Genomic DNA, 12,717 nt, shown 5'->3' on the forward strand with positions numbered 1-12,717 from the left:
TGCTGCTGAATCTACACATCGCCCTAAGCTGTCACCCTGGTTCCACGCTTCGCAACGATGGGTTCCATACGGCTGTACAGTTCCTGCAGTATCTTCACGCCTGCTTCGGCAGCAGCATGATCTGGCGACTCATTGCTATCGTTCCAGCCTTCTTCTTCGCCACCAATATTCGGCTGCACCACAATGCCATCACGCCGCGCAAGCAGGTTCAGGCCCTTGTATCCGATGCCATAGTTCACGCCCTCCTGTGGGATGAGCCAAGCAATCTGGCCACGCACCGGAACAATGCTTTGGTCGCTCCATAACGCCTTCGAGTCATAGCCTGTGCAGCAAAACACAACGCTCTCTTTCAACGAGGCGAACTCATTGGGTTCATGGAACTCGCGCATCTCAAGGCGTCCGCCTGCAAGATAGAACTCCTGCATCAACAACTTCGCGTATCCGGCAACATTGAACGTCAGCGACGAATTACGACGCACATACTTCGTGGGGAACGGTGTCGAGCCGGACGGCATGTCTTTCGATTTCGGCGTGATGTCCGCGATGCTTTGGCTGTAGCGCGCGAACTCGTGCACCTGTTTTGTTCTGTCAGCAGGATCGGCCGCGGTATTGGGATCAACAGGACGATTGCGATCGCGCGGCGGATCATCCGAGAGCTGATAACGATCGGTCCATTCAATCGGAGAGCCGGCCACGCCAAGATAGCTGTTGTACATAGTCCATGAGGTGCGCGCCATGCGTTCCCACAGTGCAGCGAAATCTGCAGACGCATCCGTGCTGAGTGCCACGCGTGAATCCGGTGTCCAGGAACCAGTGGCACGTACGCTGCGAATATACGGCGCCGTCTCTTTCGCGTAGATGGTCACCTTGTAGCCCATGCGTTGCGCGGTCAACGCCGTCGTCAGCCCAAGCGCACCTGCGCCGATCACAGCGCATTCCTTCACTCCCGGTGCGGCTTCCATCGCCTTGCGCACGACCACATCTGCCGCACCCCATGAAAGCGACCATCCGCTGCCACCATGACCGTAGTTCGTCACGACGGTCTTATCGCCCACCTTCACCACATCCATTCGCGGTCCCACTGCACGAAACGGCCGCAGACATACAGTGATGCGAAAGATGCGGTCTACATCCGCGCGAATGGGAAGAATGTTTCCCGGCACATCATAAAAAGGAAGTGCGGGTGCTGTTGCGGCAGCAGGCGTTGTAACGTGCTTTGCGCACCCCTGCAGAAGGCTAAAGCCGGTAAGTGCTGCCGATCCATGAAGAAATGAACGACGGTCCATCGAAATCTCTCTCCCTTCGTGGTTGAAAGAAAACCATGCAAGAAGCCATGCGGATGCACGGCTATAAATGAAAATGTCTGCGGAATGAGCGAGGGTGTACTTCCTCACTTATAACCGAGATGTCTCGTTTTCACATGCAGAAACACTCATTTTCCCCGGAATTGCCCACGGAGTAGCGCATCTTCCCCGCGTCTGCGAGACAATAGAAGCAGTCATGGCATTGAACGTAGGCATCGTCGGTCTTCCCAACGTGGGCAAGAGCACCATTTTCAGCGCACTCACCGCAATCGAAGCGGTTGCTGCAAATTATCCCTTCTGCACCATCGATCCCAATGTGGGCATCGTCACCGTGCCGGATCCGCGCATGAACCGTATCGTGGAGATGGTGAAGCCAAAGAGCATTGTCCCTACCACTATTGAGTTTGTGGACATTGCGGGTCTGGTGGCGGGCGCAAGCAAGGGCGAAGGCCTGGGCAACCAGTTTCTGGCCAACATCCGTTCGACCGATGCCACGCTGCACATCGTGCGCTGCTTTGAAGACCCTGAGGTGATCCACGTCGCAGGCAAAGTCGATCCGCTGGCAGATATTGATGTCATCAACACTGAACTTCTTCTCGCCGATCTGGATACTGTGGAACGCCGCTACGAGAAGTCGCAGAAGCTTGCCCGTACATCGCAGGACAGCAAGATCAAGAATGAATTCAGTGCTCTGGGCAAGCTGCGCGAGGCCATGAACGCAGGCACACCGGCGCGCGCCGTGGAATTGACGGAGGAAGAGAAGCCACTCGTGCGCGACCTCTTCCTCATCACGATGAAGCCGACGCTCTACGTTGCCAACGTGGACGAAGCGTCTCTTGCAGAAGGCAACGAACACACACGTGCCGTGGAAGCACGCGCAGCCAGTGAAGGCAGCGATGTCGTCCGCATCTGCGGTTCCATGGAAGCGGAAATCTCGCAGCTTGATCCTGAAGAGCGTAACGAATTTCTTGCCAGCATGGGCATGGAAGAGCCAGGACTGGACCGCCTCATCCATGCGGCCTATCGCCTGTTGGGACTCATCACATACTTCACAGCGGGTGTACAGGAAGTACGTGCGTGGACCATTCGCAAAGGCACAAAAGCCCCGGGTGCAGCGGGCGTGATCCATTCTGATTTTGAACGTGGCTTTATCCGCGCCGATGCTTACAACTGCGAAGATCTTTTCAGGCTTGGGAGCGAACAGGCTGTGAAGGAAAAAGGACTACTGCGCAGTGAAGGCAAGGAGTACATCGTGAAAGATGGCGATATTCTCTTCTTCAAGTTCAACGTCTGATTACAAGATCGAACCTACACCAAGCGGTGTCATGCCCTGTCATCAGGAGAAACTGATGCGGAACATGGCACCGCTTGTTGCAATTTAGTCTCAACTTCTGAAGCGCACATGAGCTATCAAGCTTTAGGATGATTCTGCATGGAAGCAATCATCCACTACGTAGAAGATCTTCAATTCGCTTGCTTCGCATTAGTTTTCAGCATTATGGCGCTGCAGTCGCGCCGCGATCGCACCATCCGATTTGTCTGCTGCAGTTATCTGCTGGCAACGCTGGTGTCCATCATCGACGTTACGTTGCCACATCCCTACAGCCCACTGACCAATGCTGGCATTCTCACAGTGCTAAGCCTGCGCTACGCAGTATTGGCCGCAGGTCTGGTGTACTTCACCCGCAATTCTGAGTGGGCTTCGAAGATATCCTTCCTCCTTGCCGGAGTCTCGCTCCTACTCATCGGCCTGTCATTCACTTCGTTGGCTGGACCGCGGCAGCTTGCGGTCTACTACTTTGTTCTCGCGTGGCAGCAGGCGCTTCTTGTACTTGTGGTCATGCGCTCCAGCGAATCGTCGACGCGCATTCCTCGCGTGCTACTGGCATTCCTGTTTCTGATTTCCGTGGGATACCGCCTGAACCAGGTGCATTTTGTGCTCTCGGCAAAAACTGCCCACGATGTCTGGCTACGCAATGTTGGTTTGTTCATCAACGGCACTGTGCTGAGTGGTCTGCTTCCCTTCACTATCGTGTGGATGATGAACGCTCGCGATCACGCGAATCTATTGCAACAGAGCCTGCTGGACCCATTAACCGGGCTTCTGAATCGTCGCGGGCTAAACGAAGCCGCGGATCGCGAACTAAAGCGCTACTCCCGTTCGCAACAGGAATTCGCCGTTGCAGTGGCGGACATTGATCACTTTAAGAAGTTGAACGACAGACATGGCCACGCCTTTGGCGACGAGGTTCTGGTGGATTTCTCCGTGATCTGTCAGACAGAGTTGAGAAGCTATGACGTCTCTGCCCGCAGCGGTGGCGAGGAGTTTATGCTGCTGCTTCCTCACACATCACAAGATGCGGCCATGTTGGTACTGGAACGCATCCGCGAACGATTTGAAGCAAGCACTCCTTTGGAATCCGGCCCCAACACAGTGAGTATCGGCGTGACATCCACGCGCGCTCGCACAGATGTCACCTGGGACCAGCTACAAAAAGAAGCGGACAAGGCAATGTACGATGCGAAGCATCTGGGCCGTAATAGAACCATGATCTATGACCCAGCAAGCGATACTGCGCTGTAACCGCGTTCGCTATGAAAAATCCTGCTTTGTGACTCATCCGATTCCGGTTTCGCGCCGATATAGCCTACATGGAACTATCTTCCCCCGATTCCGATGAGCTCAAGACCGTCGTCCCGTTCAGCATGGCGTTTCAACCCATCGTGAACGTCACCACTGGTAGCGTCTATGCCTACGAAGCGCTGGTACGCGGTCCCCAGGGACAAAGTGCTGCGAGCATACTCGCACGCCTTAAAGAAGACGACTTGTTTCTGTTTGACCAAGGCTCCCGCAGCCGCGCCATGACCCTGGCAACAAATCTGGGCATCGTGAAACTGGATGCGGCACTATCAATCAATTTTCTTCCGCGGGCCATCCGCACTCCTGAAGCATGCAGCACAATGACGCTTACTGCCGCCCGGTCACTGAACTTTCCCTGCAATCGGCTGATCTTTGAAGTGACGGAGTCAGAGCGTGTCCTCGACGCGGAGCAAGTCGAGGCGATCGCGCGCGAGTATCAGCGCCATGGTTTTCGCATTGCCATTTCCATCGATGATCTGGGGTCAGCGGTCTCCGGAAAGTCTGTGCGCAAGCAAATACGAGCAGACATTTTAAAGCTCGATATGGCCATCACGCGGAACCTGCACCTGCGCCCCCGTGCTCAGGCAGCCATTGTCTCTCTGCAGAACGCATGCACCGCAGAAGGCATCGATCTGATTGCAGAAGGCGTGGAAACCGTGGAAGAGTATCTCGCGTTGTTACGTTGCGGCTTGGAATACATGCAGGGATATCTGTTTGCGAGGCCCGCATTCGAATCTCTTCCTGAATTCGCATTACCAACGATTACCGCGATGCATGCGTGATCGCGCAAAAAACAACGTCGCAAGATTTTCGCTTGATGCCCAGGAAGGACGCGTCGGCTCTGACGCCAACAAAGAAAGAGCCGGGCAACCGCCCGGCTCTTTCTTTGTGATGTGAAACAAACTACACGGTAGCCGGCTCTGAAGACTTGGCCTCGGCAGCTCGTTTATCTGCAAGATTCTCGCCCAGTTCTGCGGCCATCTTCTCTGTAGAAAACGCCTCGATCAGGTCGCCCACGCGAATATCGCGGAGGCTAAGATCGATACCGCATTCCATGCCGTTGGTCACTTCGCGAACATCGTCCTTGAAGCGCTTCAGGTTGGTGATCTTGCCCTTCCAGACTTCGGCACCATCGCGCATCACGCGTACCTGCGAGTTGCGGGTGATCGTGCCATCGCGAACCACGCAGCCGGCAATCTGGCCGACCTTCGTGATCTTGAAGACGTTGAGCACTTCTGCACGGCCCAGGTAGTTCTCGCGGAAGACCGGATCCAGCAGGCCAAGCATGGCCTTTTGAATCTCGTCCTGCAGCTCGTAAATGATGGAGTGCAGACGAATTTCCACGTTGTCCTGGTCGGCCAGTTCCTGAGCCTTGCGCTCCGGACGCACGTTGAAACCGATGATGACGGCGTTCGACGCGGTTGCCAGCAGCACATCGCTTTCGGTGATAGCGCCCACCCCGGAGTGCAGCACGCGAACGCGTACCTTTTCCGTCGTCATGCGCTGCAGGCTGTCGATCAGTACCTGCACCGAACCCTGCACATCGCCCTTGAGAACAAGGTTGAGATCCTTGACGCCAGCCTGCTTGATCTGTTCTGCAAGGCCTTCCAGAGAAACGCGGCTGCTCTTCGCAAGCTGCGCTTCGCGCTCCTTGAGCGTACGGTAGCGTGCAATTTCCTTGGCACGGTCACGATCGCTCATCACGATGAACGTATCGCCTGCATCCGGAATGCTCTCCAGACCCAGGATTTCGACCGGTGTTGAAGGTCCTGCAGCTTCAATGGAACGACCACGATCATCGAACATGGCGCGGATCTTACCGAAGGTGTTGCCAACGATGTAGCTGTCGCCAACCTTCAGCGTTCCGTTCTGCACCAGGATGGACGCCACCGCACCGCGGCCACGATCCAGCTTGGCTTCGATCACGGTACCCACTGCCGGACGCTCAGGAATTGCCTTCTGTGCGTTCGTATCGGCAACCAGGCAGATCATCTCTTCCAGGCCGTCAAGGTTGATGCGCTGCTTCGCGGAAACTTCAACGAATTCCACGTCGCCACCCCAGCCCACAAGCTGCAGACCACGCTCAGCGAGCTGGCCCTTCACCTTGTTGCTGTCCGCGCCGGGCTTGTCGATCTTGTTAATCGCCACGATGATCGGCACCTTCGCCGCCTTCGCGTGATCAATGGCTTCAATCGTCTGCGGCATCACGCCGTCATCCGCTGCAACCACCACAACGACGATGTCCGTAACCTTGGCACCGCGTGCACGCATGCGGGTGAAGGCTTCGTGGCCCGGCGTATCCAGGAAGACGATCTCACGCCCAAAGGCGGGCGAATCTTCCTTGGTGACGTGCACCTTGTACGCACCAATGTGTTGCGTAATACCACCAGCTTCGCCGCTGGCTACGTCAGTAGAACGGATCGCATCGAGCAGCGAAGTCTTACCGTGATCGACGTGGCCCATGACCGTAACAACCGGCGGACGGACGATTTCCGTCATACCGCTGGTGTCGGTCAGAACGCCTTCGATTGCCTCATTCTCAATCTGCTCTTCCACGGTCTGGATCTGCGCGTCCGCACCGTAGGCGGCAGCCACAGACTTGACCAGGTCGTTATCGAGCGACTGGTTCACGGTGACGAACACACCGCGCATCAGCAACGTTGCGATCAGATCCTTGCCACGCAGACCCAACGCTTCCGCAAGATCCTTTACCGTGACACCTTCCGTAACGGTAATGGTGCGCGTGATCGGCTGGTCGCCCATGGCAATCTGCGCTCCACCGAATCGCGATGGCGGCGCAAAGCCCTTCATTGGGCCTTCTTTGCTCTTTTCGTAACGCTTCTTGTTCGCTGCGCCCTTCTTGGCCGCAGGACGCATACCGGGCTTCTGTGCTCCGGGTGTGCCTTCGGCAATCAGGCCACCGCCGCCAGGACGTGGACCGCCAAAACCAGGACGAGGGCCACCAAAGCCCGGACGCTGGCCAAAGCCAGGGCGTCCGCCGGGGCCGGTCGGAGGTCCGCCGGGGAACGTACGGGTCGGGTGCATCGGACGACGGCCAGCAGGTCCACCGCCGGGGCCACCGGGACCACCATAAGGAGGACGGGGTCCACCCGGTCCAGCACCAGGTCCACCAGGACGCTGGAAGATGGGACGGCGTGCCGGCACGTTGGCAGCCTGAGGGGGCGCCGTGTACGACGGACGCGGTCCGGTCTGCGGCATGATGACGCGGCGCTTCGGCTCTTCAGGAGCCGCAGCCACCGGTGCTGCCGCTTCCGGAGCAGGAGGCGGGGTGACTGGAGCAGGAGCTGCGCCAGCATGTGAAGGAGTTGATCCTGGGGCTGGCGGACGCGCAACGACTACGCCCTGCGGCGGAGGCGTGTTGCCAGCAATGGCCGGACGCTCCCCTGCGTGCTGTCCCGGACGTACCACCACGCCCTGCGGAGGACGCGAGGCAATCGCCGGGCCCGTCTTCGGTGCGGGATGCACGATAACGGGAGCCTGACGTGCCTGCGGAACGATGGTGCGACGCGGCGCTTCCGGAGCTGCTGCCTCAGTCCGTGGCTGGGCGATCTTCAGCGTTGGCATTACGGGGCGCGTAATGGGAGGACGCGAAGGCGTTGCCGGAGGAGCTGGAGGGGCCACAGGAGGCGCAACCGGAGCGACCGGACGAGCGACTACTGGCTTCTCAACCACTGGTGCTGCCGCAGCTTGCACCACAGGCGCCGGTGCCGCGACTACGGGAGTGGGAGTGGGGGCAGGTGTTGGAGCAGGAGCAGCTGGCTTTGGTGGTGCCACCACAGCAACTACCGGCTGCTTCGGCGCCGTCGACACAACAGCGGGTTTCACCGCCACAGGAGCCTGAGCGGCTTGCTGCTCAGCTTGACGGCGTTCCGCCAGCATCCGCTGAATATCGCCGGGCTTGCGCGCGGCCGACAGATCAATCTTTTTCGGCTCAGTTGCCGCTGCCGTACGTGCGGGCGCGCGGCCACCAGTCAGGTGCCTGCGAACTTTGTCCGCCTCGTCGTCCTCGATGGAACTCGAGTGGGTCTTCTTTTCTATGACTCCGACTGCTGTAAGCGCGTCAAGAATTTCCTTGCTCTTGACCTCAAGCTCACGCGCCAGATCGTTGATGCGTACTTTACTCATCCGCCCTCGTCTTACTTCGTTGCCCTCTGCTAGCTGTTCATGGCAGCTCCACTCCAGAAGGAATCAAATCCAATACATTCATTATCGCTCAGGAGGGTACAATTCGCGCCTCCAAAGCACTTCAAAGCGCCGTGAAAGTCGGCGACACGGTATTCGGTGCCGCCGTTCTTCACGCTAACCACGGGTGTTCTCATCCGGGTCGATGGTTTCGTTGCTGAATTCACCAGCCTGTTCGGCCAGATCTTCGATCGTTTGGTTGTCGTTTTCGATCATGGCTTCGCGCACATCTGCATCGCTACCAAAACCGTCGAATTGGCCTTCCGCCTCTTCGCGCTCCAGCAAATCGTCTGCTGACTCGCTTACTTCGATCGGTTCCACACCATTCAGGCCGCGTTCCGCGATGATTGCTTCCGGTGTTTTACCCATGAGCCCCTCCTCGTCTTCGTCGCTGTCCACGTCCACGACGTCCGTGGACGGCTTGCCGTCTGCTTCTGTGGGTGTTTCGTGCGACACAGACGATTCAGATGCGCCGTTGTCGCCCAACGACTCCGCTACAACGCTGGCTGCGGCCGGTCGCTCTTCACCCTCTTCGTACTGGCCGAAGTAGTGACGCACAGCAACTGCGATCTTCTCGACGGACTTTTCACCGATTCCCGGGACTTCGCCCAGCTCCTCTGCAGTCATATCCGCAAGGTGCTCGACCGTGGTGATACCCGCCGCGATCAGCTTCTCCAGCACACTCTCGCCAATTTCGGTGACCTGCTCGATCGGAGTGGAAGGTCCGCCGCCCAACGCAGCCATGGCCTGCTCCACTTCCTGCCGCTTCTCTTCTTCGCTCTTGATGTCGATCTTCCAGCCCAGAAGCTTCGCTGCAAGACGCACATTCTGGCCCTTCTTGCCGATAGCGAGCGAGAGCTGCGTATCGTCCACGATCACCTCAAGCTGCTTCTCGCCAAGATCAGTGATGGAAACACGCGATACCTTTGCCGGCTGCAAAGCCTTCTCGGCAAACGTGGTGATCTCATCGGAGTACTCAATGATGTCGATCTTTTCGCCACGTAGTTCGCGGATGATCGACTGCACACGCATGCCCTTCATGCCCACGCATGCGCCTACCGGATCAACGTCCTTGTCGCGCGAAACGACCGCGATCTTCGTACGTTCGCCGGCCTCACGTGCAATCGCGCGGATCATCACGGTGCCGTCGTAGATTTCCGGAACTTCGCTTTGGAACAGGGTCTGCACCAATGCCGGAGCAGCGCGGCTCACAATCACCTGCGGTCCCTTGGCGGCACGATCCACGCGCAGTAGCGCGACACGGATGCGCTCACCCACGGTGAACTGCTCCAGGCGCGACTGTTCACGCTTCGGCATACGAGCCTCGGCCTTGCCCAGGTCAAAGATCACATCCATCGGCTCAATGCGCTTCACCGTGGCGTTCAGAATCTCGCCCACGCGGTGGTTGTACTCGTTGAAGACCGTGTCGCGCTCTGCTTCGCGCACCTTCTGGAAGATCACCTGCTTGGCCATCTGCGCGGCAATACGGCCCAGCGGCGAGGTGTCCTTGTAAAAGCGCAGTTCCGCGCCCACTTCTACGCCCGGCGCCATTTCCTGCGCTTCGGTCAGCGTGATGTAGTTCTCGGGGTCTTCCTCAATTTCAGTGTCGTCTTCGATGACGGTCTTATAGACATAGGCACGGATCTCGCCCGTCTCCTTGTCAAACTCGCCGCGCATGTTTTCCTGCGTCTTGTAGTACTTGCGTGTTGCAAGTGCGATGGCGTCCTCAACGGCGGTGACCACGATCTCGGGCTCAATGCCCTTGTCGCGGCTCATGGTTTCAATTGCCTGATACAGTGCGCTTGCCATTGTTGTGATACTCCTGCGTATTCAGTTGTGGTGTTGCGATGTTCTTTTGATGCAGTTCTAAGTAAAGCCAAGGAATTCAGCCGTTCCGGACCGAGCGAAGCAGTCTTCGCGCGAGGCAGCAAACGTCTGCTGTGGGCTTTCGAACGAAGGACCTAGAACTCGGCCACCAGATTAGCCTTCTCAATATCCCGCAGCGGAATGGTAACTGTCTGCGGTGGAGGCTCGGTGCCCTTCTTTTTCTTGCCCTTCTGCTTCACGGCGGAAAGGTCCAGTGTCACGGCATCGTCTGCAAAGGTCATGCGTCCGGTCAGCGTCTTCATGCTATTGATTGGCGTGAACAACTTCACCGCGACAAGGAAGCCCTGAAATCGCTGGTAATCCGCGGGCTTATACAGCCTGCGCTCAATACCGGGCGACGAAACTTCCAGCACGTACTCCTGTGTGCCGGGGACAAGTTCTTCCACGTCGAGCATGGTGCCGAAATCCTGCGCAAAAACGGCACAATCCTCATGCGTCACGCCCGACAGCGCTTCTACGGGAACACCGCTGGGCAGACCAAGCGATTCGGCTTCCGGATCATTCGCGACCTCAGCAACCTTCGCCTTCAGAGCATCACGACCGGCGGCATCCTTCTCCACAAACACACGGAGAGCACGCGCCTTGCCTGCGCCCGTAAAGTCGACGTCGACCACTTCAAGCCCGTGGCTTGCCGCAACGCGTTCTGCCGCTGCTCGGATTACATCCATGGAAACTGCCATTGCGAAAAGCCCTCCTTTACGGCAAAGTGACGCCAGAATCTCGAATAAACCAAAGAAAATGGCGGGCTCTCGCCCACCAGTCGTTTCGCCGAGGGTTGAATAGCCTGGGCGGGACTCTGATTTCTTTATAAGGATACAGCACTTCCGTAATCAGTTCAATGGCGCCATCCGGTATGCTCAGTGGACTTTGGGGATCGTGGCTTGGCGGTCCCAGGATACGGTCAAAGCCAAATGCTGCTCCGGTTTCGTTCCGGGGTAGATTGCAGGCCAGTCTGCGGCCAGCTTACGTGTCAGTACATCGTGATACGGAGCGTCTTTGCGAATGGCAATGCCGTAGATATAGGCACCGGGATAGAAGTCATACTCCTTAAGGAATCGCGGAGCGGTAATGAGTATGCCGCGTTGCCACGTATAGTCGTCGTGGGGAAGCCAGATAAGATCCGCCTTGCGATCCAGAAACTGATCTGGATGAAATCCCTGGAGAGCGATCTCCGTATCGTTCAGTCCGGCAACATCAATCACATTCTTATTCAGGGCCTCGTAACCCAACTGGCCAACCTCACTGGATGCCAGTGTGCCTCCCATAGGCATGGCATTCGCGAGATCCACCATGCCTTCAATGGCAACCCAGTAATTCAGTCCCGGCAGAGTTTGCCCATCCGCAGTCGTTACCTGGACCGCCGAATAGCGCAGAACGGGTTCCGCATACCACTCCAACCAATCCATAACCTGTCGCGGTGTGACGACGGCCAGAATGAACACGAAGGCCGCACCCACCACTTGTGGTGTGCGGAAGATCGATCGGAACGTCTCGCCTTTGTGCAATCTCTCATCCGTAAGCAACAGAGCGGGAATCACGCAAAGAGGAAAGTATGGAATGAAGTATCGAACCGAGCCGCCCATAATCTGCGTCACGGTGCAGAGATAAGACATGATGACAGCGAGTGCGCCGAGCGTAGCGACGACCATGCGGCGATCGCTTCGCCGGCAGAAAATCACTGTGGCAAACAGAAACGGCCAGAACATCTGCAGGAACTGGAATGCCATGGTCACCGGGTACCAGCGCGACGCATAGCCTTGATAGGCGTGTTGCGATTTCAGGTAGAAGCTGAGTGGCACATAGCTTCCGAAGTACAGTTTGCAACCAATCGCTGTGATGATTGCAACACCAGACAAGACACCCAGTGCACGGAACGCTGATATTCGTTGTTCACGATTGCGCCAGCGAGTAATCAGAATCAGCATCGTTACGATCGGCAGCGCACTCTCCGGTCGTGTGAGATACGCGAGTGCCGCAACAATACCGGTCAACCAACCGCTTCCTTTCACTCGATGCAGACCGCGTGACTGGGCCACCGCGAGTCCTGCTGTTGCTGCGATAAGAGCCGCGGCCAACATGGTTTCCATCCCGTTCAGACTGTTGAACTGAAAGATGGAGTTGTCGACCAAGGGCAGTGCGGTGAGGAGGAAGGCGTAGGGTGTGAAGCGGAGGGGGCCACGGGCATTGCGACTGACTGCCAATGCGACGGTCAGGAGTGCCACACCTGAGAATAGGTAGGAGAGGGTGTAGAGCAGAGTTCCCGGTTGCACGGGCAGGAAGCTGCCCACAATCACCACGAACTGCCACAGTAGGCTGGTCATGCCGTAGGTGTGGACACCGTCCAGGTTCCAGCTCAGGCCCAATCCCTCACGGACTCGGGCTGCGTACCGAAGGAACATCCACGCGTCGTCAAACCGGAAGGGTTGTGGCGCGAGATGCCACATGACTGCCCAAAGGATGACCACTCCAGCGGTAAGTGCAAGCGCTACAGTACGTAAACCGCCAAGTCTCATCTGCCGATGCTGGACCATCCGTGCCGGAACTCCGTAAAGAGGGGGATCGTTACGTTCTGCACTGAGACGCAAACTGGCTGCTCATGGTTTGACCTGGCGGTGCTTTCCGGCCAGGGATTGCGCGATACTCGGCTTCAACCGAGAGGGAGTGACAGTTGCGCCGACACGC

Annotated in this window: 8 protein-coding genes; 3 read left to right on the forward strand and 5 right to left on the reverse strand. The window is 57.4% G+C overall.

What is annotated here, in order from left to right; all coding sequences use genetic code 11:
- Positions 1-23: 23 nt before the first annotated feature.
- Positions 24-1,286, reverse strand: a complete 1,263-nt coding sequence (locus tag M504_RS06200) for an FAD-dependent oxidoreductase (RefSeq protein WP_047493749.1) — start codon at positions 1,284-1,286, stop codon at positions 24-26.
- A gap of 214 nt (positions 1,287-1,500) precedes the next feature.
- On the opposite strand from M504_RS06200, the gene ychF reads away from it, so the two are divergent.
- From ychF to M504_RS06215, 3 genes are all read left to right on the forward strand, one after another.
- Positions 1,501-2,598, forward strand: coding sequence for a redox-regulated ATPase YchF (gene ychF / locus M504_RS06205; protein WP_047489140.1), 1,098 nt, complete (start codon positions 1,501-1,503; stop codon positions 2,596-2,598).
- Between the two features lie 138 nt (positions 2,599-2,736).
- Complete coding sequence (locus tag M504_RS21120; protein WP_052200468.1) at positions 2,737-3,888, forward strand: GGDEF domain-containing protein; 1,152 nt, start codon at positions 2,737-2,739, stop codon at positions 3,886-3,888.
- 68 nt (positions 3,889-3,956) lie between these two features.
- Positions 3,957-4,727, forward strand: a complete 771-nt coding sequence (locus M504_RS06215; protein ID WP_052200469.1) for an EAL domain-containing protein — start codon at positions 3,957-3,959, stop codon at positions 4,725-4,727.
- A 121-nt stretch (positions 4,728-4,848) separates the two neighbouring features.
- Here M504_RS06215 and infB read toward each other — a convergent pair whose 3' ends face one another.
- From infB to M504_RS06235, 4 genes are all read right to left on the reverse strand, one after another.
- Positions 4,849-8,091 (reverse strand): translation initiation factor IF-2, encoded by a 3,243-nt coding sequence (gene infB, locus M504_RS06220; RefSeq protein WP_047489143.1) that lies wholly within the window; start codon positions 8,089-8,091, stop codon positions 4,849-4,851.
- A 174-nt stretch (positions 8,092-8,265) separates the two neighbouring features.
- Positions 8,266-9,957: a transcription termination factor NusA gene (gene nusA / locus M504_RS06225; protein ID WP_047489146.1), complete on the reverse strand. Its 1,692-nt coding sequence runs from the start codon at positions 9,955-9,957 to the stop codon at positions 8,266-8,268.
- 152 nt (positions 9,958-10,109) lie between these two features.
- Entirely contained in the window at positions 10,110-10,715 is a 606-nt protein-coding gene (gene rimP / locus M504_RS06230) for a ribosome maturation factor RimP (RefSeq protein WP_047489149.1), read from the reverse strand.
- 177 nt (positions 10,716-10,892) lie between these two features.
- Entirely contained in the window at positions 10,893-12,566 is a 1,674-nt protein-coding gene (locus M504_RS06235; protein ID WP_047489152.1) for a hypothetical protein, read from the reverse strand.
- Between the last annotated feature and the right edge of the window lie 151 nt (positions 12,567-12,717).

It is taken from the genome of Terriglobus sp. TAA 43 (assembly GCF_000800015.1).
Lineage (GTDB): Bacteria > Acidobacteriota > Terriglobia > Terriglobales > Acidobacteriaceae > Terriglobus.